This is a genomic window from Paenibacillus spongiae (assembly GCF_024734895.1).
GTDB lineage: Bacteria > Bacillota > Bacilli > Paenibacillales > Paenibacillaceae > Paenibacillus_Z > Paenibacillus_Z spongiae.
In genome coordinates, this window is record NZ_CP091430.1 from 164,704 (window position 1) to 190,971 (window position 26,268).

The following is a 26,268-nucleotide window of genomic DNA, read 5'->3' on the forward strand; positions in this document are numbered from 1 at the left end:
TCTATCATCTGGAAAAATATTGACATAGAAGGATGCCAATGCTACATTATCGTTAATGTTACCGTTTACGTAATTTGAAGAAGGGAACAAGCAAATTCAGATCGCTTTCTAATTCCGCCTCTTGTTCGTTTCCGCATAGTTCCTATGATAATGGAGGATGAAGCAGATGAGTCGTATTGACAACATACCGCAAACAATGCCCATTCCGTTGTTTGTTGGCCAAGGAAAAATTGAATATGGCGAGAAGCCTGTACCCGTTCCGGGCAAAGGGCAGCTGCTTATTCAGGTGAAGGCAAACGCATTGTGCGGATCTGACCGCGGCCAGTTCTATGATGGAAGCAAGACAACGCCCGGTCACGAGGCTGCAGGAATCGTTGCGGGGGCCGGAGAGGGAACGGTTACGGCAATTGGTACGCCCGGCGTCGTATTCTTAATGGATTTTTGCGGCGAATGCCGCAATTGCTCGCAAGGCTTTACGAATCAATGCTTGAACAAGAGGGCGGATTACGGCTTTTCGAACGACGGCGGCTATGGACCCTATATGGTCATTAACGAGAACGTTTTCTTTCCAATCGATCCATCCATTCCTTTAACCGATGCGACGATGCTGCTGGATATTATGGGGACGGGCGGTCATGCGATCAAACGCGCCCAACTCGTCCATAAGGATATTCAATCGGTGCTTGTGGCGGGTGCGGGCCCGATCGGCCTTGGCGTTCTTGCGATGGCCAAATTGCTGTTGGGACATGAAATGCCGGTCTTTATTATGGATTTTGTTCAATACCGTCTGGATCTTGCCAAGCAAATGGGCGCCATTCCGGTGAACTTGGCGAATCAAACGGTTACGGAAGCGATTCAAAGCGCTGGGTATGACGGTATTGATATTGCCATTGATACGAGCGGTAAAACCTCCGGACGCCAAACGGCACTGGATGCGCTTCATCAGCGCGGCGTGCTGGTCTGCGTAGGTCACGGACAAGAGTTGAATCTGAACGTATCGAGCGATCTTATTGCTACCGAGCGTGCCGTGCTTGGAAGCGAATACTTCCAATACCACGAGCTGGCTGAGAATCACAGTCTTATTCTTCAAAACCTGCCTTATCTTCAACAAATCATAACTCACCGATACGGTATTGAGCGTATTCAGGAAGCGTACGAATTGTTTTTCCAAGGCGATACCGGGAAGGTGCTTATTGAGCAATGAGTATAGACAGAAAGCTGAAGGTCGCTTTAATCGGTGCAGGCGGATCCGCGAACGGCCGCGGATTATCGGGCGGTTTTCAGTCGCCGGGCAGCTGGGGATTGCAGCATGCGCGAATATGGGCGACGAGACCCGATGTTCACTTTTGCGCGATCGTTGGCCGCGACGCTCAGCGAACGCAAGAGAAAGCGCAATTCTATGGAACCAAGGCATATACGCGGATTGCCGACATGCTTGAGCAAGAGGTGCCCGATCTCGTAAGCATGTGTCTGCCCAATCAAGGTCATTTCGACGCTACGCTTGAAGTTATCCGGGCCGGGTTCCCCCTGCTTGTCGAGAAACCGTTGGTATTCGATCTAAAGGAAGCCGATATTCTCATGAATGAAGCTGCCAAACGAAACGTATTTTTCGCGATCAATTTTAACCACAGGTTCGCCAAGCCTGTAGAACTCGCGCACGCGGCGATTATGGAAGGCAGGCTTGGCGAGCTTACCTTCGCTTCCTGGCGGTTCGGCGGGGAAGGGCAGAGCGGTCACCCTCATGCGAATCTGATCGAGACGCAGTGCCACGGTTTCGATATGCTGGAGTATCTGTGCGGACCCATCGAATCGGTGATGGCGGAGATGACGGATAAGACGGGCGGCGGTTACCGTACGCTATCGCTTGCCCTCCGCTTTCGAAGCGGGGCGGTCGGCAGCTTGATCGGGACGTACGATTCGTCGTACGCCTACCCGGACACTCATCGCGTGGAGATTGACGGCACCCGCGGCCGTTCCGTTATCTACGATACGGTCAAACGATATACGTATCATGCCGCAGGCAATGAAATGGGGGAGAGCTGGGAGGCCGGCTATTTCAACGATGCGGACCGCGAGTTCCATCGGACGTTCGACAAGCATGTCGAATCGCTTCTCCTCGCTCTCCGTAATGGCGAAGCCCCTCCTATCGATGCCAGAGCAGGATATCGCGCGCTTCTTCTTGCGGAAGCCGCAATTCGTTCATATGAAAGCGGGTGCCGGGTATGCATTCCAGAACATTGATTTCCTGCCGTTCACGGCAATCCTATTAACCTGCCACTAGTGAAAGGAGGAATCGTCCGAATGGTGATGAAGCTATTCGTATCTGATATAGACGGCACCTTAATGGACAGCCGCAAGCAAATTCGCGATGAAGATGTGCGAGCGATCCGCGAGGCCAATCAGATGGGCGTCGCCATATGTCTCGCTTCCGGGAGGATGTATGAGGAAATCCGGCTCGTCATGGATGAGCTGGAAGTTCCCTGTTATGCGATTTGCCAGAATGGGGCTGCCATTATCGGCTTGGATGGCGGAATCATTCAATCGAATGACTATCATGCAGACCTTGCTCTATCGGTACGGGAAGCCGTACGCCATCCCGAACTTGTCACCGTCATTTGCAGCGCCGACGGTAATTACGTGAGTGAGCTAACCCCGGAGGCGGAACGTGTAGGCAAGCGATTCTTGACTCCGCTCCGTGAACGCCGCGAAGTCATGTCGGACATTGCACAAGGGATGCCGGTCACGAAGTTTTCCATCTATGGCACGGTTCCGCTGCTGCAATCCATGCTGGATCAGCTGCAGGACCAATACGGTGATCGGATTACGGCTTCATTCTCCGATCCGGATGGCATTGACGTGATGCCCGGCGGCGTAGATAAGGGAACAGGCGTGGAGCTGCTAATGAGATTATTGGGCATCCAGGGGGAGGAAGCGGTATGCATCGGCGATTCCTTCAACGATCTGGCCATGTTTCGCGCATGTTCCCGAAGCGTAGCCATGTCCCATGCTCCTGACGCGATCAGGATAGCGGCCACCCACAAAGCCGACACAGTAGGCCAGGCTATAATCGAGTTCCTTGGCAAGTGACGAAGCAGCCGTGTAAACCAATTTCTCAAAAGGGGTGTTCGTGTTGACCAACAAAACCATGAAAGACCGCATGCGGCCAACAACCTACAAGCACCAGATCGTTCATAACCTTCCGGTCCGTTCAGTGAGCATCAACGATACTTTCTGGGCACCCAAATTAAAAGTGCTGCGGGATGTAACCGTGTATGATGTGCTTGATAAATTCGAGAATGACGGCGCTATGCGGAATTTCGATTTCGTCTCTGAAGGCGCTGAGGAGGGGTATCACTGCGGCGAACCGTGGTTTGACGGCTTAATCTACGAAACGATCCGGGGGATATCCGATATTCTAGCCGTCGATTACGACGAGGAATTGGATCGCAGAGTAGACGAGATCATTGAGAAGGTAGCCCGCGCGCAAAACACCGTAGGAGACGGCTATATCAACACGTATACGCTGCTTGACCGCCCGGGTCAGCGCTGGGGCGAGAATGGGGGCTATCTGCGGTGGCAGCATGATGTATACAACGCCGGCTGTCTGGTTGAGGCTGCCGTTCACCATTACAAGGCGACCGGCAAGACTTCCTTGCTTGAAATTGCCGTGAAATTCGCCAATCATATGAGCGATCTTATGGGTCCTCCGCCCAAACGCAATATTGTACCGGCACATTCGCTCCCGGAAGAAGCGCTGCTGAAGCTGTACCAGCTTTCCGTTGACGAACCGGAGCTCGCCAAGACAATGAATGCTCCGTTCGAGGCAACCGGCTATTTGGAATTAGTTACGTTCTGGATCCATAACCGGGGAAATCATGAAGGCAGGTATTCCCATGGAGAATACGCACAAGATCATATACCGGTGTTGGAGCAGGACGAGGCTGTTGGACATGCCGTTCGCGCAACGCTTTTATATACGGGTCTGACAGCTTTGTACCTGTCTACCGGGGAAGCGAAGGTTCTGGAGACGGCCAAGAAGCTTTGGGACAATATCTCTTACCAAAAATCGCACATTACCGGCGGTGTCGGAGCCGTTCACGAGGACGAGAAGTTCGGCGGCAATTATGAACTGCCCGACAACGGATACCTGGAAACCTGCGCCGGCGTCGGTATGGGGTTCTTTAGCTGGAACCTTTATTTAGCGACTGGGGAAGGCCGGTATATCGATAAACTGGAAACGATTCTTTATAATATCGTGCTGGCCGGACGTTCTATGAACGGGCACAAGTATTTTTACGAGAATCCGCTCGTCAGCCACGGCGGCCACAATCGGTGGGAATGGCATAGCTGTCCGTGCTGCCCGCCGATGATCATCAAGCTATTGCCGGAACTAGCCTCCTACATCTACGCATACGACGAAAGAGGAGCTTTCGTGAATCTGTATGTTGGAAGCGAAAGCGAGATGGAGATTAACGGGGTGAATGTCAAGCTGAAGCAGCAAACCGCATATCCCTGGGAAGGTGCGGTCGGGATTTCCGTAACGCCGGAACGAGAGTCCGCGTTCGCCATCCGTCTGCGGATTCCCGAATGGTGCAGGAATTATTCCATTCTCGTAAATAATCAGCCGGTAGAATACCGGATCATGAATGGATATGCCGTGATTGAAAAAACATGGTCCCTGGGGGATGCGATCGTGCTTGATTTGGATATGCCCGTTGACTTAATCGAAGCCCATCCATATGTGAGAACACATGCGGATAAGGTGGCGATCAAACGGGGACCTATGCTCTACTGTCTGGAATCGGTAGATAACGATAGATCCGTCGATGGCATCGTTCTATATAAGCGCGAGGCATTGGATAGAGAGAAACGCTTGAACCGCAAGATTTCGAATGCGCCTGACTTTAGAACGGAATATGTGCAGGACTTCTTCGACGGCGCGGTAATCTTACGCACCAAAGATTCGGGTGGAAATACCATCACGGCGATCCCGTATCCTTACTGGAATAACAGATCGCGCGGCACGATGGATATCTGGCTGCAATGCGACAAGCAGAATGAATTAAAGGGTTGGGAAAACCAGCTGTACAGGAGCGTTCCGGCAGGCTCGGCTCAATAACCCAGAAGGATTAAACGAGATAGAAGCTTGCAGTCAGAAGGCTGCAGGCTTTTATTATATTATTGCGGCAGAGACTGGGAGAGGATTCTCATGCGCGTTAGGCCGATGTTCGGCTTATTAGGATAGAAAACTGATAACGCCAATGACAACGAACAAGAACATGAGGACTAGGAAGAACGCAAGCAGTCCCTTAATTAGGCTATTCAAAAGCTCATCACCGCCAGTTTATTTGCCATTATAATATAAGAATATGGACATATTTTCTATGCTGCGCGGCTTTACGCCGGTAAAATTCCGTTATAGTTATAGATGAACGAGTGATAACCAGGCCAGCCATGGTAAAATCAGAGTTGTGAGATCATTTTGATTAGGCGATAACGGGGTGTGGCTATGACAAGTCCAATCGTAATCCGGCCAATGACCGGGGAAGACGTTGAGCATATATATCGCGTTTTCACGGAACATCATATTGGCAAACCAATGGAGTACATCGCGAGATGCTGGGATGAGAACGTAACAGGCCAAAGAGTTACGCTACTTGCCTTCTACGAAGGGCAGTTTGCAGGAAGCCTGCATCTTCTTGACGTATCGGGCTATCCTTATTTTGCGGAGAATGGCATACCAGAGATCAACGACTTCAATGTGATTCCTCCCCTGCGGAATCGCGGAATCGGCCATGCGTTAATGGAAGCTGTCGAGACCTTAGCGTTGGAGCGGTGCGGAATCGTCGGCATTGGCGTGGGACTGTATCGGGATTACGGGAATGCGCAGCGGATTTACGCCAAGAGAGGATACGTTCCGGACGGCAGAGGTGTGATGTACAAGCAGCAGCCCGTCATTCCTGGTACGCAGGTCTGCGTCGACGATGATCTGAACCTGTATTTCACCAAGGTCAAATCATAAGATTAAAAGCAGCTATACCATAAGAGACCGCGCCCAGCGCGGTCTCTTGTCTTGTCAGGCTAGGATGTTGCCGCCGGAATGAATTGAAATTAATGCTTGACCCTCCGGTTGCTAGAAGCTTTATCCTGCTTCGATTGCGCTCAGACAGCCCCGATCTTCAGACGCTCCTCATGAGAAGCAGGGACTGGGGCCTCCGTCGCAATGTTCGCTGAGGAACCATGCTTAGCCGGATGCAATGCGTCTGCGTCGTTCAGAAGCCCATATGGAATGCACAGCGGTTTGCCTGTTCTGGGATTCATCATGATATCCGCCTGGTTATAATCGTAGAAGCGCCGCAGCCCATCGAGCGGCTGATCCGTAGGATAACCGATTCGGACGATAATGGATGGATCGATGCGATGAGGTCCCCGGCCTAGCAGGCGAAGCGTCTCAACCATCATTCCGAACACTGCATTGGCGTCCTCAATCTTGCATTCAGTATATGTATGCGATATATTGCATATAACAGAAAATCAAGTTAAGGAGGATGGAACATGCCGGTACCTCAAAATTTCGCATCGCCGACCCGAATATCTGCCAAAGAACGGGCACTCTCGCAAATTCAACGCTGGATCATTGAAGGGACGCTGCTGCCGGGCGAGAAGCTGTTTGATGCCGAGCTTGCGGAATCGTTGGCCGTCAGCAGAACGCCGATCCGCGAGGCTCTTCAGCTGCTGGAGATGCAGGGGCTCGTATCGATGCATCCCGGCAAGGAAACGCGGGTAACGCGCATCGAGAAGGATGACATGCTGAAGATGTATCCCACGCTCGCAGCACTCTACGCCCTCGCTGCCGAGCAAGCGGCGCAGCTCATTCTGCCGGAACAGATCGAGCTGCTGAAGGAGCTTAACGCCCAGTTCGGCGAAGCCATCCGGAACGGACAGCCGTACCAGGCGATGGAGCTCGACGAGCAGTTCCACAATATGATCGTCGAGATATCCGACAACCCGTACATTGCTTCATTCAGCGCATCGCTGCAGATTCATATCCGCAGGTTTAAGTATGTTTTCCTGAAGCAGCCTCCTACGGCGGCACGGTCCTCCGAGGAAGAGCATGCAGCGATTATCGCGGCGCTGGAAGAGCGTGATCCGGAAGCGGCCTCCGCAAGAATGAAACAAAATGTGATCCGGCCGATGCAGGAGCTGTACGCATTGATTTAAGGGGGAGGGAGTTCCGATGAATAACTGGACCTATGATGAATTTAAGCATTGCGGCGTGGACTATGCAGATCCGGAGCAAGCGGAGATCTATGACAGCCGGCATCAGAAATTCAGGAATGATGAACAGGAATTTGCCGGCTTCCTAAGCCGGATGCCCTTCGAACATCATCAGGAGCTTACGCTGCTGGACATGGGATGCGGGACCGGCGCAGCCGCGATTCATGCATCCAAGCATTTTCGCATGATCTATGCGGTCGATGTGTCCGAGGCCATGCTGCAGCAGGCCAGGCGCAAGGCGGAGCGGGAACAGCGGTCCAATATCGAATTCATTCACTCCGGCTTCTTAAGCTATGAGCATCGCGCGGAGCCGGTGGATATCGTCTCTACGAAAGTGGCGCTTCACCATCTGCCGGACTTCTGGAAGCAAATCGCCTTGATGCGGATGAATGCAATGCTTAAGATGGGCGGGATCTTATACTTGCACGATGTTATTTTCCATTTCCGGCCGGCGGAATATCAGCGTAAAATCGATCGTTTCATCGCCGGCTTCGAAGCGCATGCAGGCAAGCTGTTCAAAGCGGAGGTTGAGACGCATATCCGGGATGAATTCAGCACCTTCGACTGGATTATGGAAGGGATGATGGCCAGAGCCGGCTTTGAAGTGGTATCCATCCATCCCTCGGACGGATTTGTGATGGAATATTTCTGCAGAAAAGCTGAAGAAATATCAATTCCATATTTTTAAATCTGTTCCTGCTGGACTTATATTTACAATTTGATAGAATGGCGGTAGGACCTCTGACTGACAAGAGGTCTATTTTATTAGGAGGGGATTGTATGAACAGAGGAATTGGTTTCGGAAACCTTCATATGGGGAGGGAAATCTACGATGAACCATAGAATCGTATGCATAGAACCGTTCATGCAGCCACAGGTTGATCAGTATGTTCTGAAGGGAGGTATTATCGATGAATTTGAAAGAGACGGATCTCCCGGGAATCGGACGTAAATACACCATGAACACCAGAAGCGGCGATACGCTCGTCATCGTCGTTCATAATGACGAACGCCGCGATCTGTTTCACCTCTCGCCGGAAGAGCCGGATGAGATGCTCTCCATGGTCACGTTGGATGACGACGAGGCCAGATCGATATCGGCCATTCTCGCCGGGATCACGTACAAGCCGGCTTTCTCGGATAACCAGGATATATTGCTAGACGGGCTGGCGATCGAGTGGATCCGTCTGGAGCCGGAATCGAAGAGCGAAGGCATGACGATCGGTCAATTGGACATCCGCGGAGCAACGGGAGCATCCATCTTGGCCGTGGCGCAGAAGAATAAGAAGACGCATATGAATCCTGGCGCCGATCTCGTCATTGGAGCGGGTATGACATTCGTCGTGGCCGGGGAGCGCGCGCAAATCAAGCAGTTAAAGATGCTGCTTCGCAACGGGAAGCTGTAGCCTATGGAGATGCTCATATTCGAAGTCGGTATCGCGCTGGCGCTCATTACGTTTACGGGCTTTCTCGCCAATAAGCTTCGTTTCTCCGTTATCCCGTTCTATATTTTAATCGGAATGGCTGTTGGCCCTCATGCTCCGCATTTCTGGAAGATCGACTTACGTTTTATCGAGAGCTCCTCTTTTATTGAATTTATGGGGCGTCTGGGCATTCTGTTCCTGCTGTTCTATCTGGGAATGGAGTTCTCGGTCGCGCGGCTGTTCAAGTCGGGTAAAGCGATCTTGATCGGCGGTTCATTCTATGTTGCGTTAAATTTCCTCTCCGGGCTGCTGTTAGGCTGGATTGCGGGCTTACCCGTCAAGGAGACGCTTGTCGTTTGCGGAATTATGACGAGCTCCTCCACCGCCATCGTAGCCAAGGTTCTGGTGGATCTGAAGCGGACGGCTAACCCGGAGACGGAAATGATCATGGGGATGATTATGTTCGACGATTTATTCATCGCGATCCACATCTCCATCTTAACCGGCCTTGTATTAAGCGGGGCAACCTCCATCGTCAGCGTGCTGCTCATATCGCTCACGGCTCTTGCATTCATTGTGCTGTTCCTGTTTATAGGCAGGAAAGTGATCAAATATATCGATATTGCCTTGAATGTCCCTTCTTCAGAGCTCTTCCTGCTCATGGTGATGACGCTGCTGTTCCTGGTCGCGGGTTTCTCCGAAACGCTGCACGTAGCGGAAGCGATCGGCGCTCTGATGATCGGACTTGTGTTTGGAGAATCGAGACATGTCAAGCGGATTGAACAGCAGATCATGCCGTTTAGGGATTTCTTCGGCGCGATGTTCTTCTTCAGCTTCGGCTTAACGATTGAGCCCTCGTCGCTGGGCGGAGCCGTCGGCATGACGGTTATAGCCGTAATCCTTACGATTATTGGCAACTTGGCGGCGGGCATGATTGCCGGCCGGCTCTCCGGCGCGTCGCCGCGGGCGTCTCTCAACGTTGGGTTCACGCTGGTCGCCCGGGGAGAGTTCTCGATTATTATGGCGAATATCGGCAAGGCGGGCGGGTTAATGGCGTCCATTCAATCCTTCGCCGTGCTGTATGTGCTCGTTCTGGCCGTTCTCGGTCCGCTGCTGGCCAAGGAATCGAAGTGGTTCTATCAGCGCTTCGCGATCATCGGCGAGCGATGGAGGCGCAAGCGAGCGAATTAAATTGAACAGGAACAGCCCTTGATCCGCAGATCAAGGGCTGTTCCTGTCTATTCGTTATTGTACAGCGTATGGGCCGGGGGCAAGACCCCCGTCTTAGTAATTAGTCCTCGCTCGGCAATATGATCGTTATGACGGATTCCGGACGATCCTCCAGTCCTAGCTGGATGATAACACCTATAGATAATCACGTCTTGTCGAAATAATCACTGACTGTATCTGTCAGTTATAATTGTATATACTTTAATCAGGAGGCGTATCATGTGAAAAAGAAATCGTGTGAATTTCCGGTTTTATTCTTCGCGGACCAACAATCTCTAGAGAATTGGCTTGAGAACAATTATGATACTTCAGCGGGATTCCGTTTGCAGATCGCGAAAAAAAATTCCGGCGTTGTTTCTGTTTCCTATGATGAAGCACTCGAAAGTGCGTTATGTTATGGGTGGGTCGATAGTCAGAAGGAAACATTCGATGACAAAACATGGCTTCAACGATTTACTCTGCGTGGGGCGAAGAGCATCTGGTCTAAAGTGAATAAAGAAAAAGCAGAGCTTCTTATCACAAATGGAAGAATGAGGCCCTCCGGATTTAAGGCGATTGAAGCTGCCAAACAGAACGGACAATGGGATAAGGCCTATGAATCGCAAAGTACTGCCTCTTTGCCAGAGGACTTCGCGATCGAATTGGAACGTAATGCAAAGGCGAAGGCATTTTATGATACTTTAAATAGACAAAATAAATATGCGATCATATTTAGAATTCATAACGCAAAAAAGCAAGAAACCCGAACGAAACGAATTAAACAGTTTGTCATGATGCTTGAAAAAGGTGAAAGAATTTATCCTTAATCTCAATAACTTTCTCATTTCATATCAGGAAGGTTTGGCGAAATATGTCTAAATCAGACCATATGCTGTCCATATTATGGCTTCTTCGGTCGGGTAGACGAATGACAGCAAAGAAGCTCGCGAATGAGCTGGAGATTCATATTCGTACTGTATACCGCTATATCGATTCATTGTGTGCTAGCGGGGTCCCTATTATAGCCGATTCTGGGCCGAATGGGGGCTATCGAATACTCGGTCATTTTGCGGAATCTCCGCTGTTGTTTGACTTGGAAGAACAGAAAGCACTTGTACACGCTTCAACATTCGCACACGAGGCGGGCTATCCGTTTAAGGAAGAGCTTAACCGAGCGATCAATAAATTGAAGCGCTACACGAATGAGGAGCAGCTGGATCAAATCGAGCGGCACATGGAGGGTCTCTCCATCATTCATCCGCCGATCGAAGGGAAACAGCGGGATTTGCTTCGTGTTTTGGAAGAAATGGCTGCTCAGGGCAGGTCGGTGGAGATGGTCTACGTTAATGGCAAGGGAGACACTCCCAACATACGCGAAGTCGACCCCTACGGCATTGTACATTGGAAAGGTAGTTGGTATGCTGTCGGGTATTGCAACCTTCGGAAGGAGGTACGCAGTTTCAGGGTGGATCGCATTTCACGAATGGAACCGAGCGATCGTTATTTCGAGCGGCCTGCCGCTTTCTCCGCTAAAGACTTTCTGATGCGGAATTTGCTTCCCGGCACCTTGGATTCGGAATCTCTCGCAGCGGTAAGGATACAAGGGCATGAGCAAGCGCTGGATCTCTTATGCCAGCATTGGTTGTTTGGCCATACGCTTGTTGAACGCAAAGATGGAGTAGCATTATTCAGGCTCGGCATTCATTCCTTGCAGTCCTATGTGCCTTACTTTCTTCTCCCCTATGGAAAATCGCTTATCATTCTCGAACCGGACATTCTTATCGAGCGGCTGGTGGAAATTAGTTATGGTATAGCATCGCATTACGAATCGATGAAATCACTATAATCCAAAAACGCAAGGGGTGATGGATATGAACAAATTCGCCATGTATGGAAAATTAACGGCTCACCCAGGCCAGGGAGATGCTCTCGTGCAAATGATGCTGGAAGCGGCTAATCTGTTGGATTCTGCAGAAGGCTGCGAATTGTATATCATCAATGTGGCAGAAGACGATCCGGATGCGATATGGGTGACGGAGTTATGGAGAGATGCCGAAGCGCATGCCGAATCCCTTAAAAATGAAAATGTATTGGCATTGATTCAGCGTTGCAGACCATTGATTGCCGGCGTGGAGCCGGTAAAGTTGCGACCGGTCGGGGGCAAAGGGATCTAAAGTACACTCAATGCGAAGGAAGGGGCTACTCTTAACACGGAGTAGCCCCTTCTTTCGATGCCGTCATAGAAAGTTATTCGGTACCATAATTACTGACCATAGATGTCAGCGATAACTATATATAATTTCGTTGTAGGAAAATTAATTAACTTGGAGGGAACATGATTGTTTTCCAAAATCAATGATTTCGTGCAGGAATTCGAAATGGAGTCGGTTATAACGGAACGGGTTTTAGATTCACTTACGGACGAATCACTAACACAAGCCGTCTCGGACAATCAGAGAACTTTTGGCCAGATTGCTTGGCATCTCGTAAGCTCGATCAACTTTCTAACCTATCTGGGATTATCCTATGACGAGCCTTTGGCGGATGAAAACGTACCTGTGTCAGCTGCAAAGATTTTAACTGAATACCGGCGTCTTGGAAAATCCATGCTGCGTGCCATTAGAAGCCAATGGACTGACGAGTCGCTTGGCCAGATCGTTAACCTGTTCGGTGAGGATTGGCAGAACGGCGCTGCTTTACGGTACTCGCTACGGCATGAAATTCATCACCGCGGCCAAATGACGGTATTGATGCGGCAAGCTGGTTTACGAGTTCCCAATGTACTTGGTCCCACACGTGAAGATTGGATTGAAAAAGGTATGCAGCCTTATGTTTAAATACACTCAAGAAAGAAGGATCACTCTATGTCCACACATTTAGACATTTATCAGGTGATGAAATTAGTGCCACAGGGATTTAACTTCTAAGTGAGATGGATGCCTATACGAAGTCCACAGATCTCGACCCTAAGCTTCGAGAACCGGTAAAATTTAGGGTGTCACAAATCAACGGTTGCGTTTATTGCCTTTCTTATCGCGCAGCAGATGCGAAAACTAGGGGAATCCGAAATGAGGCTATACTGTCTCAGTGCATGGGCAGAAAGCCCTCTTTACTCAGAAATGGAGAAGGCTGCCTTAGATATAGAAGACAAGATGAGCAAAATGTTAGAGAGTCATTCTGAACTCATCCCTATGATCATATGGGGCTGTACCGAAGCGTTGTATAGCTTAGGCACAGCCCTAATTTCTTTCTATTCGTTCACTCGTCACCTGTATTGGCAGACTTTAATCGGTATTCCGTCAAAGAAACGCCGAAATACTTTTTGAAGCTCGTATAAAAGTAATTTGACTTCTCCATCCCGCATTCTTCCAAAATATTATTGATCGGCATGCTGCTCTGCTCCAAATAATGTTTGATCTTCTCCATGCGGACAGCCGTAATATATTCGGCTACCGATTTGCCGGTCGCATTTTTGAATAGCTTGCCAAGATAGACCGTAGACAGGGAAAGCGATTCTGCGCAGCTGTTCAGGGATAGGTTCTTATCCGAATAGTTTTTCTGGATATGCTCGGTCACGCGATTCACGATCTCGTTTTTCTTCCTGTCTTTCGTTCCGTCCTTCAAGAGGATAATATCATCGATTAACTCGAAGAACGTTACCTCCATCTCTTCAAGCGTTTCCAGCCCGGTTGCTTTATGAAGAAAATCGATGGATAAATCGTTGAATCTGGATGGCGTGTCGGCAACGATCTGGTTTAACGAATTATAGATGGAGAAAAACAGATAAATGCTCGAGCTCATGATATTGTCATAGGGAGTGCGTTCGATCGATTGGATAATCTCCTGATAGGCGATTTTCGCCGCGTTGCCGTTTCCTAGCTTTAACGAATCGATCAATTGTTTTTCTTTGGACGTGGGAAACTTAAAACGGCCCCAATCCACTTTCTTTAAAATGTCCGGAGTAATGATGCTGGAATGTCCATAGACGATCCTATACATGGAAAGATTCAGCGTTTCCTCGTAAACCGATTTAATTTGTTCCGGCGACTCGATCCTGAAACCGAGCGTACCCGATAAGGAAATATTCAGATGCCTTCGGACGTTGTCCTGTATTCTCGAAACGATCGCGTGAAACGCGTCGTATATCGGCTCCAGGCTGCCCGGGAACGCTTTTACGTCCGCCAGAACGGCAAGCTGGTCGGCGCTTGTATCGATCACTTCATTGCTGAAATACTCGGAAGTCACCTCTTTGGCGATATTCGCAATGGCATACTTATACAAGGATCTGTCCATTTCATTGTGTTTTTCGACAAAGCTTTTATAACCATCGATCTTTAGGAGAATCAGAAACATGGCATGGCGTAAATTCAGATGAATGTTGAGCTCTTTCTCGAAGGCGGCCGGTATTCCAAGCGGAAGCACGACTTGACCGCTCAATATATTTTTTAAATATTCATTTTTCAACAGGGGGGCGCTGTTTCTCTTCATGTCTTCCAAGTAGGCTGTCTTATCGATGATTCCGTGAAAAGCGCTCGCCAGAAAGCCAACTTCGTCCATGCTTTGTTCCGGTCTGTTTTCGGGTTTTAGCCTTTGCTTGATGCCGTCTGTGAGCGCGCCAATCGGGCGATACAGTTTTTTGGAAGCCAGGTAGGCGTAAAATAACCCGAGCAGCAGCACGATTAAACAAAATACGAGGGTAATGACCCCGTTTCGCTGCACGCTTGCAAAAACGGATTTATACGGCGTCATGCTCAGGAACGTCCATCCCAGATCTTTGGAGGATACATAGGAGATGACGTACTTGCGATGATCGAGATTGCCGAAAAACGAGCCGGAAGAACTCGCGGAGGAACGCGCTTTGATGAAATAATCTTGATCCGCTATGTTTTTCATGAATTGGTCGGGCGAAGAGTGGTTCACAATGATACCGCTTTCATTCGCGACCAAGAGCTCGCTTCCTTCGCTGTTCATCTTGCTGTCGATGGAAGAAATCGTCCTCCTCAGCCAATCGGCGTCTATATTCAATACGATGGCGTTGTTGAAGGCTTTCCGGGGATTAATCGTATCGAACAATACATAGGTGTACACGTTTGAAAACTTCGCGTTAGCCCCTTCCGGATTGGCGATTTTTCTTGGAATGGGGTAGAGAATGGGCATCTCCTTATTTTGCAGATGATTCAACATCCCTACGATATCTTGATCGAAGAAATCGGGGCTGCTGTAAAACGTATCCGACGGCGTGGAAATGAGCGTATCGATTTTTTTGTTATAGACATACACGGAATGGATGTAGGTGTTCGGGATGGCCAGGGCGCTCAAAGTTCGAATCGCCTTGCCGGTGATCAGAATATCATCTTGATTGCTGTTCGCGAAGGCGATGATGGAATGATTCAACGACAGCGACTGGCAGAATCTCTTGGAGATAGTATCCATATACACGGCACTGTAGCTCGTTTGGGACAAAATGTCGGCCTTCATATTCTTCAGCAGCGAGATCGATGATGAGCTGTAATTATAGTACAGAATAGAGGAAAGAACCAAAATCAGGGCGATTATGATCGTCACGAAGGAGATGAGCAGTCTCTTATACATACTGGTTCGGACTTTAAACGCTTCCAAGTTCAAACGCCCCTCTTTTTTCGCTTAGTTACAGTGGTTTTATTTTATAAGAATGCGGAGGAAAAAGGAACGGGAAAATGGCGCATGTCGGGTCGAGGTTCATTTTTTAGAGATTTAGATATTTTTTATAGACGCTCGGTTTTAAAAATTGGAGTAATCTCGAATCTTATCGTTTCTTTTACGGCAGCATGGGACTACGCTTACAGTAAAAAAACGAATGCAAGGAGAACACCAGTGGAAACCATGACGAAGAAATCCGAAACAACAAGCGTTCGACGAAGGATACCCTTCATAAGCGAGATTATCCGAAACAAAACCTTCTATGCCATGATGCTTCCGGGACTGCTTTTCATTATCGTTATCTACTACTTGCCGATGATCGGCGTCGTTATCGCTTTCCAGCAATACAACCCGTTTAAAGGCATAACGGGGAGTCCATGGATCGGTTTCAAAAATTTCGAGTTTCTTTTCAAATCGGATGCCCTATTCCAAATCACCTTTAACACGATCTTCTATAACGTGGTCTTCATTGTTTTGGGGATCGGACTTGCGCTGGTCTTCGCCATCTTAATCGATGAAGTCGGCAGCCGCTTTCTCGCGGGAGCGTACAAAAGCATATTGCTTCTTCCTTATTTGTTGTCGTGGGTCGTAGCCGAATATTTGCTTTTTTCCTTTCTGAGCGTGGACAGGGGGATCATGAACTATTTGCTTCAGTTATTCGGGGTTGATCCTGTTCAGTGGTATTCGGAACCGAGTTATTGGAGATATATTTTGCCGGCGGCTTATGTATGGAAAAATGTGGGTTACTTCGCCGTCATCTTTGCGGCGGGGATCTCCGGGATCTCGACCGAATTCTATGAGGCAGCCAAAATAGACGGAGCGAGCAAGTTCCAGCAAGCGCTCAGGATCACGATTCCGATGCTCGCCCCGATTACGATTACATTGGTGCTCCTGCAAACGGGCAAAATTTTTTACGCCGGCTTTGGGGATTGGGGCTTATTCTATAACCTCCCGAAGGAATCGGGGGTATTATTCAGCGCCACCAATGTTATCGATACCTATGTCTATAGAGCGCTGAAAACGATGGGAGATTTCGGAATGTCCTCAGCCGTCGGTTTATACCAGTCGTGCGTTGGATTCGTTCTCGTCGTTGCGTCCAATTACGTGATTCGGCGGTACGACCGCGACAGTTCTTTGTTCTAGGAGGAAGACGAGATGAATCGACTACATGTGTCCAAGATTGCACTCAATATCAGCTTCATGGCGTATTCGGCGCTATGTCTGATCCCATTGCTATTAGTCCTGTCCGTGTCGTTGACCGAAGAACAGTCTATATTCCAACACGGGTACCGCCTCATTCCGCAGAATTTCAGTTTCGACGCCTATAAATATATTTTAATGGGGAATTCCCCCATACTCAGGGCATACGGAGTGACCATTATCGTTACAGCGGCTGGAACGCTGCTGCATTTGATCATCTCCTCCATGTTCGCCTACAGCCTTTCCAGAAACGAGGTCAAGTACAGGAATATCGTTTCGTTCCTGGTTGTGTTTTGCCTGCTATTCAGCGGGGGCTTGGTGCCTTGGTATATTCTGCTTTCGAAATACCTTCATCTGAAAGATACGATATTCGTGCTTATCGTGCCTTACCTGGTTTCATCGATAAACGTACTGATCATGAGAAATTTCTTTAGAACGATTCCGGACTCGATCATAGAATCCGCAAGAATCGACGGTTCCGGCGAGTTTAACACGTTCGTGAAGCTGGTCATTCCATTATCGACTCCCGTGCTGGCTACCATCGGATTGTTCGTTGCGGTGTTTTACTGGAACGATTGGTTTACCGCCGCTCTTTTCATTGAGAACGCGGATCTGTACACCCTGCAGTTTCTTCTTCAGTCCATTATGAATAACATCGCGTTCCTGCAAGGGAATGCCTTGACCGTGAAGGCCGCAGCTATGCAACCGGATGAGACGGCAAGGATGGCAACATGCGTCTTGGCAGTCGGGCCTATCGTGCTCACGTATCCTTTTCTTCAGAAATATTTCGTCAAAGGGCTTACATTGGGCGCTGTGAAAGCGTAAAAGCAAGGCTTTACCGGGTATGTCCCGTTAAGCATATAAAATCATGGAGGTCATGGCAGAGATGTTGAAAATGCGAAAAGGATTGGGCATTATTGCCGCGCTCGCGATTGTACTCGCAGGCTGCGGGACAAACAATTCAAACAACACGGCTTCGCCAAGTGCGGCTCAGCCGGAAGGAGGCGAGACCCAACCGGCACAGGAAACTTTGAAGCCGGTAGAACTGACGTACTACTTCCCGGGATCGCCACAGAAGGATTTGCAGACGGTAGAAGACGCCCTGAACAAGCTCGTACAGCCGAAAATCAATGCCACGGTTCATCTTAAGCTGATTGACTGGGGAGCATACGAGGAAAAAATGAAAGTCGTCATGGGTTCGGGCGAGCCCTTCGATCTGGCTTGGACGGCTTCGAATTTCAACAACTATTTCCAGAACGTGGCGAATGGAGCGTACGCGCCGCTGGATGAATTAATTGACCAATATGCTCCCGACACCAAGAAAGGGATTCCCGACATGTTCTGGAATGCCGTGAAGGTAAAAGGGGAAATTTACGGTGTTCCCGTCTTCCAGCAATCGACGGCCGGTTACGGCTATATCATTCAGAAAGCCGTTGCGGACAAATATAATCTGGATTGGAAGTCCGTTAAGCAGCTATCGGATTTGACGCCTTTCCTGGAAACGGTGAAGAAGAATGAGCCGAATCTCATCCCTTGGGAATATAGTCAGGGAGTTGATCCCTTCCTTACCGCTCCACCCATGTTCGGTCTGGAAACTTTAGGCGATCCCAAGACTCCGGGAGATCTTTACTTGAATGACGGCGGCAAAGTTGTCAACCAGTACGAGACACCGGAATTCAAAGAATACGTAACGATGATGAGAGACTGGTTCAGCAAAGGATACATGAGGAAAGACGCTTCAACTTTGAAAGAAACTTCGGCGGACCGCAAGGCAGGAAAGAACGCGCTTCAGTTAGGCCAGATCGATATCGATACCCTGGCCTTTGAACAAGCCGGTCTGGAGGCAACGGGAAGAATGTCCAATTCCAATAAAGATGTTCATTCTTACGATTTCCAATTTGTGAAGCCGCTGCTGACGACCGATAAAGCCGCCGCCACCATTACAGCGATTTCCGCCAATTCCCCGAATAAGGAAAGGGCGATGATGCTCCTCAATCTGCTGAACACGGACAAGGAAATTTACAATACCCTTGTTTGGGGCGTTGAAGGAAAGCATTACAAGAAAGTCTCCGAGAATCGGATTGAAACGATCACAGACAGCGGTTATCAAACCTTTTCCCCTTGGGAATTCGGCAATATGAGGCTTACCTATTTATTTGAAGGAGATCCGAAAGGCGGCGAGGTCGACAACAAGTTTACGAATATGTGGGTCGATCTGAATACAAATGCGACAGCTTCCAATGCGTTGGGATTCGTATTTGACTTTACGCCGGTGAAGACCGAGAAGGCTAATGTTGATTCTGTAATCGATGAGCTTTATTATGCCATCTCCAGCGGCTCTGTAGACCCCGGCAAGTATTTGCCGCAATTTTTGGAAAAATTGAAAGATGCAGGCGCCGATACGATTATCGCGGAGAAGCAAAAACAGCTGGATGCCTGGATAGCGGAGAAACAATAAGCAATATTTGCTGTCTCAAATTAGCGCACCTCAGTAAATGCAACATGCAAGTTCATTCAGGTCTTTCCCCGTGAAAGCGGAGAAAGACCTGAATAGGAAAATGGGAAGTTAGAAAACGGTCAAAAAGGTGAAAGGAGGGATTTCTTAATTATTTGCGTGAATGACTCTTGTAAAATGCGATGAAAGCCAATTAAAATGAATCGCGATAAAAAACATACGACGAAGACTCAAAGTACATGGCAAGCGGCGTAAAATAAACCCCACTTACCGGTGTGCTTGTTTTTTTATGGAAATCATCTGAAAGGAGGGATGACTTACATTTTTATGGCATTGCTTCTGTTAAAGAATGCTTGCTTCAAAAATTAAATGTTTAAAGGAGTTTGATGGATTATGCAAACCAAACTAAGACTTTTATCAATTATTCTAACCTTATGTTGTTTTGTCGTAACAGTATCGCCTACGTCATATGTTGCGGCAGCGACGACAACAGGTACCCCTCCGGGAAATCTTGCATATAACGCCACCGTAACGGGGTCCGATTATGATTCAACCGGTCAGAGCACCGGCGGTTGGTGGGGAGGCTCCCCATTTTCACTCCAAAACATAACAAGCGGCACGCTTAATACCGATTTATGGGTCGCACCGCATGCTAACAACACCGTCCCTCCAGGCGATACATCCGCTGTGTATCTTCTCATCGATTTAGGAACAGCAAAAACGATGAATGTCATAAATATATGGAACTATTATAGGAATCACCCCGCATCAGGCCTAAGAACATATCATAACCAGATTGTTCAGCTTTCGGCAGACGGCATCAACTGGGTCAACGTATTCAATCAGGATGTTAACAATGTCGCTCATCAGGATCCAAAGGACTCGAACCAGACATTTGCAAACGGCACTCTTGTAAACGGATCCATAACTGGTGTTTCAGCTGGAAATGACACCGAATATCAGGAGGATACCAATGCAGGCGGTCATCAGGTTAACTTTGCCCCTACAACTGCACGTTATATCAGATGGTGGTGTGGCGGATTTACCGGTACAATCTCCAACAATAACCTTCCGCAGATGGTCCAGCTGCAGGCCTACTTTATGAATGCCGTTACATATGAGTATAATGACGGAGTTAACCCTTCAAATACCGTAAAAGTAATCAACGACACAGTATTAACAAAACCCAGCGACCCCGTTTCCCAAACATTGGGTCAGGTTTTCGACGGATGGACAGTGGATGTTGCCGGCGGAACAGCGTGGGATTTTTCTAAGCCGGTAACAGGTGACATGAAGCTTGTGGCTAATTGGAAAACCGTTCCGGTATACACCGTTAAATTTTCTTACAGCGAGAATGCGGAACCAATGACTGCAAAGGTCACGGAAGGCGAAACGGTGACCCCTCCTGAAGGTTTGACAAGCGATGGTATGGTTCTGGCAGGATGGAAGCTTAAAGGCGTGCCCTATGATTTTTCCACTGCGATTACAAAGGATATAACTCTGGCAGCGATATGGGTACCTATGCCCAGTTCCGATGCTTATGTAATTCCGGCAGGCGTGTTGAATATCGTGCTAAACGGCGCCGGTCAGATTACAAAACTTATCAATACTCTTGACGGTACCGACTATGTTACATCCAGTCCGGACGGCAAGGCGTCGTATCTGATGTCCCTGATTGTGAACTATGCTCCCCAGTATCCAACAGCGGTACATTATGCAAAAGGAAACGGGACCTTAACCTTGGATTTTGCCTCTGTAAAGGGCAAGGCAACCGTAAAAGTTGATAAAAAGGGCGGCTATACCACCTTTAAGCTGACAGATTTGACATTACCGTCGGAATGGTCGGCACAGGCAGTATTATGGGGTCCCATCAAGACTGGCATGAAATCAGGCGGTCAGGTTGCAGGCGTTGCATACAACGACAAATTCGGCATCGGTATTCATGCCTTGAACAGTAAGACCGTCGGTGGCTGGCCGGTTGAATTTAACAATTTAAGCTACCCGTCGGATCTTCCGCTAGTTAACGGATATTTAAATCCCCTCGATGCCAGAGGTTTCAACAATATCGCGGCTGCTTTCAGCACATGGGGCAGTGCGTTGCAGGCATACACATGGGATTATACTAAGCCAACCGAGCGTAAGGTTCAGGAATGGAACGCCGATTCACCCACGCGCACCATTCCCGCGCTTACCGGTGATTACGCAGGCGATGCGAGCATGATAGGCTCCTCTATTGCCTTGTTCGGAACAAGAACGCCCAACATTTTAAACGTTTTATCCAACATAGAGATAAATGAAGGCTTGCCGCACCCGACGATTAACGGCAAGTGGCAAAAGACCTCTCAGGAAACGGCGCAGGATTTCCTGGTATTTACCGATAATATGTACAACAATATTGTAAATGACTCCAAAATGGCCCTCGACGCAGGTATTAATTACATCTACGGGCAATACGGAGCGTCAGGTCCATGGATTACAGACGGCGGATACCAGTTTAACGGCAACTTCGGCGGTTCCGATGCGGCGACAAAACAAATGGTAGACATCGCGGCAAGCTACGGCATTAAGGTGGGCGTTCATACCTTGTCGAACGAGATTTCCCCGGGCGACGTGACATATATCAAGCCCCTTGCTAATGCCGGTCTCGCAAGCGCGGGCATTGCGCATCTGACAAGACCGATGACGGATACCGATACTACCGTATATATCGATAACGGCAAGGAATTCTCGCCCGCTGCTGTCAGCGCAGCAGGTTCAAACAGCGTTCTGATCGATAATGAAATGATAGCTTTTAGCACCTGCACTCAAGTGAGTGATAATGAATGGCAATTGACAGGCGTTGTGCGCGGTTATCGTGCAACTACGGTAAGCGCTCATGATACAGGAGCTGCCGCTAAGCTGCTCTGGTTCTATTACGACAGATATATTGCGGATATGGAATTGAATAAGCAGATGACCGGCCGTATGGCAGACATATTCAATAACGTAGGTGTTCATGCAATGTCTTATGATGCATTGGAGGCAACCAAAATGACAACTTACGGTCCTCTTCAATTCAGCGAATTTCCTATCGCAGTTTATAATCGTATAAATGCAGCCGGAAACAAAGACGGATTTATTACAGAAGCAAGTGATATGGGCTCTAATTTATGGAATGTATCATCCAGGATCAGCTGGGGAGAATCCAATACACCGATCAGCCTCATTTACAATTATTTGGAATTCTACGGACTAAACTTTTTTCCGAAAATGCTTGGCTGGACATACACCCACGGAAATCATGGAGCTTCCAACGAGCCTAACCTGCTTATGAATCTTGCTATGAAGGCCGGTTGGAATGCCGGCACCGGTTGGTATGTTACTGCAAGCACATTTCAATCGAGACCTTACATGGCAAAGGAAATCAAGCTTTGGAACAATGCGATAAAACATGGCGCGTTTGATGTAGGCGGCGAATTCACGTCCGAGGTACAGGCTGATATGAGAAAAGCATGGTCTAACGGAAAGATCTGGAAACTGACCGAGGTTGTACAGGATCAGCAATGGACCTTGCAACAGGTTACCAAAGATACTAACTTCACTCCTGTCGGGAACTCCATAACCCTGTATGCAACAAACAATATTAATGTTGTGCAATCCGCAAACGGCGATATTGCCACCAGCACAAGTCTTAACTATTCAAGGGCGCACAGCGGCGACACTGTAACGATTTACACCCAGGCATATTCAGGCTTTCAGCTTGACGAAGCCGCTTTGACGGTTACAGGCGCGGATAACTCCGTATATCCGATAACGGCAAAAGGTGACGGGACTTACACATACCAAATGCCGTCGCAGAACGTGACAATTACGGCACAGTTTAACAAAATTAAGATTAAAGAATAATCACAAATCCAAGAGAGCCCTGCTGCAGCGCCGCAGGGCTCTCTTACGTGCGCACAAAATGGGCGAGCTTCCGGCGAGGTCAAATATTATCGGCTGGAGCAAATCACGAAGATGGATTGTACCGGGAAGTAATATGGTAAGATATAGGAGATGTGAATATGGATGAATGGACGGTGCGCATTTATTCGATCAATCTCCTTTTGCGGCAGCGGACGCGAGCTCATCGAACGCGGGTATGGGCATGATGTCCGGTATTGCTCGCAAATCGACGTCAGTTCCGTCGTGCCGGTCTTGTGGAATAACCATTTTATCAATCTGGAGTCATACTAAGTGTTACCGAGTAATTAATGGGACTAATGATCAGCGGGATGTAGAATCCATGGGATGAAACAATGGCCCTGGAGCAGCATGCTGACATGGCACGGAGGAGGAGAGGCGGGAATGGACATTAAGGCAGCCGAGCTGAAGGTGGCGGAGTGGGCGAAGCGCTGCGGACAAGCGCTGGGATTGCGGGGCTCCGAGATCGAAGCCGCGTATATTTGGAACCCGGGGGGATTCGTCAACCAGTCCTACCGGGTATCGGACGGCGACACCGTTCGCTACGTGAAATTCGCGCAAGAAGAACGAGCGGCGTGCTTGCAGCAGTGGGCGCTCATTAGCGGCCACCTTGCGGAGCGCTATCATGCGCCCCGGCTTGTTCGGGAGGTTACGCAGGAGGTGATCCCCGGCTATCCTTACGGACTGGTATTCGAATATCTCGAAGCGAAGCCGCTAAGCGATATCGCGGACCCGATACCGATGATTCCGAAAGTGCTTCAGCTGCTGCATCAATTACATAGAGACGAGCAGATTCGGCAAACCATCCCATCCGGAGAGGCGGCCCAAACCTGTGCCGAAGCTCTGATTGATGAGTACATCACCCGGTTCGAGGGAGATCTGGAAGGGATCCGAGCGGGTAGACATGCGCTGACCTTTGTGAGGGACCAAACGATCGAATGGTTTGAAGCGGAGATCGCGGCCTTAAGACGGCTTGCCGGCGAGCTGCCCTGTTTTCGGAAGCAGGCCTCCGACGTTACGCATAACGATATCAATTGGCAGAACATCTTGGCCAATGATAACCGTGATCTGTGGCTTATCGACTGGGATAATTTAAAGGCAAACGGGGATGCCGCGATGGATTACTCCGTGCTGCTGTGGCCGCTATACGGGAAGTGGGAATGGCCGGTTTGGAGAGAGAAAGTGATTGATTTAGCCGGCGAAGAGGTGTACGAGCGTATGGAATTGTACTTTAGAGCCAAGCTCTTCGATGATGTTATCGATGTTCTCGCCGATTATGTGGAGGCGGAGGATATGCCGGAGGTCAGGGAAAAGACGCAGCAGCGCGCCAAAGAGATACATCTTCGCGCTTATCCCGAATATAGGAAGCTCTATGTCCCGTAAGCACATGTCGCATGCTCGATCCCAAGGCGTATGACAACGCCGAAAGAAGCTGTAACCGCCTGCTTTCGCGGTGACAGCTTCTTTTCGCTTAGTAGGCCACAATCCAGCTGACCTCTTGTTCATTGAGCGTCTTCTTCCATTCTCGGGGCATCTCCTTCTCGCAGATAACGATATCGATATCCCGCCATTCGGCCATGCGGTAGAGCTGGGTTTGACCGATCTTGGAGCTGTCGGACATGAGAATCCGCTGCTTGGAGTTCTCCATCATTCTGTAGACGAGCTGTCCCCGTTCCGCGTCGAACACCGTAATTCCCTTTTGCGTAATGCCATCAATCGAGATAAAGGCCTTGTCGGCATGGAATAGCGCAACCATCTTCTCCGCAATCGATCCCGAGACCCGGGAGTGGATGTTATTCACTTTCCCGCCGATCAAGTAGATGTCGCCGGAGAACAGCTCCTTGTTTTTATATTCCATCAGCAGATGCAGGGCCGGCATCGACATGGTAAGCACGGTTAAGTTCCGCTTATTCATGAGAAAATAAATGATCTGCATCGGCGTCGTGCCGTCGTCGATAAAGATGACGTCATTATCCTCGATCAGGGCAGCCGCAGCCTTGCCGATGCTCCGCTTCTCATCGGCATAGAGCACCTCGCGTTTCAAATAAGAGGGCTCCTCGCCGTTAACATTTATTTTAACCGCGCCGCCGTATACGCGCTTTAATCGGCCCTCCGACTCCAGCTCTTCCAGGTAGCGGCGAATCGTTTCGGAGGAAACGGCCAGTTTCTTCACCAAGTCGACGGTCTTGACTTGGCCTTCCGAATTCAACAGCTCCAGAATGATTCCTTTACGTTCCTCTCCAACCAGTGACAATGGAATAGACCCCTTCCGTCTTCAAGCTTATGTTCACATTATAACGGGAGGAATCTTCCCGCGCCATCTTACGTCGCGATTTTGAACCGTCGTCGGCTGGGTAGCCCCCCCGGAATAGGAACACGAACCGGCTGCTTTATCCTCCAAGAGAGTCTAGCCTTGTTGTCATCGTCAACGGTTTACTCTTCGGCCCAGTCTGATATAATCAGTGTAAACTTAAAAAAGAAGGTCATTTATTAAGATGAAAACTCTTGTCATCATCGCTCATCCTAATCTTCAAGAATCGAAAGTAAATCGAGTTTGGAAGGAAAGATTAGAAGCCGAATCGGACATTACGATACATGATTTGTATGGCGCCTATCCATCAGAAGTACTTGATGTTCAGCGAGAACAGCAGCTGCTGTTAAAGCATGATCGAATCGTTTTTCAATTTCCGCTTTACTGGTATAGTACCCCTCCCCTTCTGAAAAAGTGGCAGGATGAAGTATATACATATGGTTTTGCATATGGCACGGGCAATCAGTTACGGGGCAAAGAATATGTCTTGGCTATTTCTGCAGGTCGTCCAGAGGATTCCTATCGACCGGACGGTTTCAGCAAATATACGTTAGAACAGTACCTATTGCCTTTAGAGGCTACTGTTCTGCTAACAGAGATGCTGTATCTGCCTCCATTCGTCTTATATAGTGCTCCGCACATTTCAGAGAAAGAAATTCAAGAAAGCGCGCAGAGGCTAGCCGAATACTTAACAGCTCCAGCAGAACAAATAAAGAGAATGCATCAAAAGTCCGAATCAATCACGAAGACCTGACTTAATATGGATTCGC

The 26,268-nt window shown here is 48.9% G+C and carries 24 protein-coding genes; 21 read left to right on the forward strand and 3 right to left on the reverse strand.

Translation table 11 applies throughout. The annotated features are described in order from the left end of the window. Window positions 1-166 precede the first annotated feature (166 nt). The 5 genes from L1F29_RS00755 (at window position 167) to L1F29_RS00775 (ending at window position 6,022) form a co-directional block, all read left to right on the forward strand. Entirely contained in the window at window positions 167-1,204 is a 1,038-nt protein-coding gene (locus L1F29_RS00755; protein WP_258386519.1) for a zinc-dependent alcohol dehydrogenase family protein, read from the forward strand. Continuing rightward, window positions 1,201-2,241, forward strand: coding sequence for a Gfo/Idh/MocA family protein (locus L1F29_RS00760; RefSeq protein WP_258386520.1), 1,041 nt, complete (start codon window positions 1,201-1,203; stop codon window positions 2,239-2,241). The genes L1F29_RS00755 and L1F29_RS00760 overlap by 4 nt, the downstream gene beginning before the upstream one ends. A gap of 60 nt (window positions 2,242-2,301) precedes the next feature. Then, window positions 2,302-3,087, forward strand: coding sequence for an HAD family hydrolase (locus L1F29_RS00765; protein ID WP_258386521.1), 786 nt, complete (start codon window positions 2,302-2,304; stop codon window positions 3,085-3,087). A 43-nt stretch (window positions 3,088-3,130) separates the two neighbouring features. Next, entirely contained in the window at window positions 3,131-5,119 is a 1,989-nt protein-coding gene (locus tag L1F29_RS00770) for a glycoside hydrolase family 127 protein (RefSeq protein WP_258386522.1), read from the forward strand. Window positions 5,120-5,509: 390 nt separating this feature from the next. Continuing rightward, window positions 5,510-6,022 (forward strand): GNAT family N-acetyltransferase, encoded by a 513-nt coding sequence (locus L1F29_RS00775; RefSeq protein ID WP_258386523.1) that lies wholly within the window; start codon window positions 5,510-5,512, stop codon window positions 6,020-6,022. 140 nt (window positions 6,023-6,162) lie between these two features. On the opposite strand, the gene L1F29_RS00780 is transcribed toward L1F29_RS00775, so the two are convergent. After that, window positions 6,163-6,471 (reverse strand): hypothetical protein, encoded by a 309-nt coding sequence (locus L1F29_RS00780; protein WP_258386524.1) that lies wholly within the window; start codon window positions 6,469-6,471, stop codon window positions 6,163-6,165. 84 nt (window positions 6,472-6,555) lie between these two features. Between L1F29_RS00780 and L1F29_RS00785 the strand changes: the two genes are divergently transcribed. The 9 genes from L1F29_RS00785 to L1F29_RS34290 all read left to right on the forward strand — a co-directional run bounded on the left by L1F29_RS00785 (window position 6,556) and on the right by L1F29_RS34290 (window position 13,092). Next, entirely contained in the window at window positions 6,556-7,221 is a 666-nt protein-coding gene (locus L1F29_RS00785) for a GntR family transcriptional regulator (RefSeq protein ID WP_258386525.1), read from the forward strand. Window positions 7,222-7,237: 16 nt separating this feature from the next. Continuing rightward, window positions 7,238-7,966: a class I SAM-dependent methyltransferase gene (locus L1F29_RS00790; protein ID WP_258386526.1), complete on the forward strand. Its 729-nt coding sequence runs from the start codon at window positions 7,238-7,240 to the stop codon at window positions 7,964-7,966. A 223-nt stretch (window positions 7,967-8,189) separates the two neighbouring features. Continuing rightward, window positions 8,190-8,684 carry a cation:proton antiporter regulatory subunit gene (locus tag L1F29_RS00795; RefSeq protein WP_258386527.1) on the forward strand — a complete coding sequence of 165 codons (495 nt, stop codon included), beginning with the start codon at window positions 8,190-8,192 and terminating at the stop codon, window positions 8,682-8,684. A gap of 3 nt (window positions 8,685-8,687) precedes the next feature. Continuing rightward, entirely contained in the window at window positions 8,688-9,893 is a 1,206-nt protein-coding gene (locus L1F29_RS00800) for a cation:proton antiporter (protein WP_258386528.1), read from the forward strand. A 260-nt stretch (window positions 9,894-10,153) separates the two neighbouring features. Beyond that, window positions 10,154-10,738, forward strand: coding sequence for a YdeI/OmpD-associated family protein (locus tag L1F29_RS00805; protein WP_258386529.1), 585 nt, complete (start codon window positions 10,154-10,156; stop codon window positions 10,736-10,738). 44 nt (window positions 10,739-10,782) lie between these two features. After that, window positions 10,783-11,757 (forward strand): helix-turn-helix transcriptional regulator, encoded by a 975-nt coding sequence (locus L1F29_RS00810; RefSeq protein ID WP_258386530.1) that lies wholly within the window; start codon window positions 10,783-10,785, stop codon window positions 11,755-11,757. Window positions 11,758-11,782: 25 nt separating this feature from the next. Beyond that, a complete protein-coding gene (locus tag L1F29_RS00815) occupies window positions 11,783-12,085 on the forward strand; it encodes a putative quinol monooxygenase (protein ID WP_258386531.1) in 303 nt (100 codons plus the stop codon). A gap of 165 nt (window positions 12,086-12,250) precedes the next feature. Beyond that, window positions 12,251-12,748: a DinB family protein gene (locus tag L1F29_RS00820; protein ID WP_258386532.1), complete on the forward strand. Its 498-nt coding sequence runs from the start codon at window positions 12,251-12,253 to the stop codon at window positions 12,746-12,748. 95 nt (window positions 12,749-12,843) lie between these two features. Continuing rightward, window positions 12,844-13,092: a carboxymuconolactone decarboxylase family protein gene (locus tag L1F29_RS34290; protein WP_373876465.1), complete on the forward strand. Its 249-nt coding sequence runs from the start codon at window positions 12,844-12,846 to the stop codon at window positions 13,090-13,092. Window positions 13,093-13,169: 77 nt separating this feature from the next. On the opposite strand, the gene L1F29_RS00825 is transcribed toward L1F29_RS34290, so the two are convergent. Continuing rightward, the gene (locus L1F29_RS00825; RefSeq protein ID WP_258386533.1) at window positions 13,170-15,530 is read right to left on the reverse strand and encodes a helix-turn-helix domain-containing protein; all 2,361 of its coding nucleotides are present in this window, start codon (window positions 15,528-15,530) and stop codon (window positions 13,170-13,172) included. 243 nt (window positions 15,531-15,773) lie between these two features. Here L1F29_RS00825 and L1F29_RS00830 point away from each other — a divergent pair, with 243 nt between their 5' ends. From L1F29_RS00830 to L1F29_RS00855, 6 genes are all read left to right on the forward strand, one after another. After that, complete coding sequence (locus L1F29_RS00830) at window positions 15,774-16,733, forward strand: ABC transporter permease (protein ID WP_258389563.1); 960 nt, start codon at window positions 15,774-15,776, stop codon at window positions 16,731-16,733. Between the two features lie 12 nt (window positions 16,734-16,745). Next, window positions 16,746-17,615 (forward strand): carbohydrate ABC transporter permease, encoded by an 870-nt coding sequence (locus L1F29_RS00835; RefSeq protein WP_258386534.1) that lies wholly within the window; start codon window positions 16,746-16,748, stop codon window positions 17,613-17,615. A 61-nt stretch (window positions 17,616-17,676) separates the two neighbouring features. Then, window positions 17,677-19,248, forward strand: coding sequence for an ABC transporter substrate-binding protein (locus L1F29_RS00840; protein WP_258386535.1), 1,572 nt, complete (start codon window positions 17,677-17,679; stop codon window positions 19,246-19,248). A 390-nt stretch (window positions 19,249-19,638) separates the two neighbouring features. Then, window positions 19,639-23,130: an InlB B-repeat-containing protein gene (locus L1F29_RS00845; protein WP_258386536.1), complete on the forward strand. Its 3,492-nt coding sequence runs from the start codon at window positions 19,639-19,641 to the stop codon at window positions 23,128-23,130. A 162-nt stretch (window positions 23,131-23,292) separates the two neighbouring features. Next, on the forward strand, window positions 23,293-23,460 hold the full coding sequence (locus L1F29_RS00850; RefSeq protein WP_258386537.1) for a 2-phosphosulfolactate phosphatase: 168 nt from the start codon (window positions 23,293-23,295) through the stop codon (window positions 23,458-23,460). Window positions 23,461-23,571: 111 nt separating this feature from the next. Continuing rightward, a complete protein-coding gene (locus tag L1F29_RS00855) occupies window positions 23,572-24,570 on the forward strand; it encodes an aminoglycoside phosphotransferase family protein (protein WP_258386538.1) in 999 nt (332 codons plus the stop codon). Between the two features lie 88 nt (window positions 24,571-24,658). On the opposite strand, the gene L1F29_RS00860 is transcribed toward L1F29_RS00855, so the two are convergent. Continuing rightward, the gene (locus L1F29_RS00860) at window positions 24,659-25,441 is read right to left on the reverse strand and encodes a DeoR/GlpR family DNA-binding transcription regulator (RefSeq protein WP_258386539.1); all 783 of its coding nucleotides are present in this window, start codon (window positions 25,439-25,441) and stop codon (window positions 24,659-24,661) included. A 241-nt stretch (window positions 25,442-25,682) separates the two neighbouring features. Between L1F29_RS00860 and L1F29_RS00865 the strand changes: the two genes are divergently transcribed. Further along, on the forward strand, window positions 25,683-26,252 hold the full coding sequence (locus L1F29_RS00865; protein WP_258386540.1) for an NAD(P)H-dependent oxidoreductase: 570 nt from the start codon (window positions 25,683-25,685) through the stop codon (window positions 26,250-26,252). Window positions 26,253-26,268: the final 16 nt, after the last annotated feature.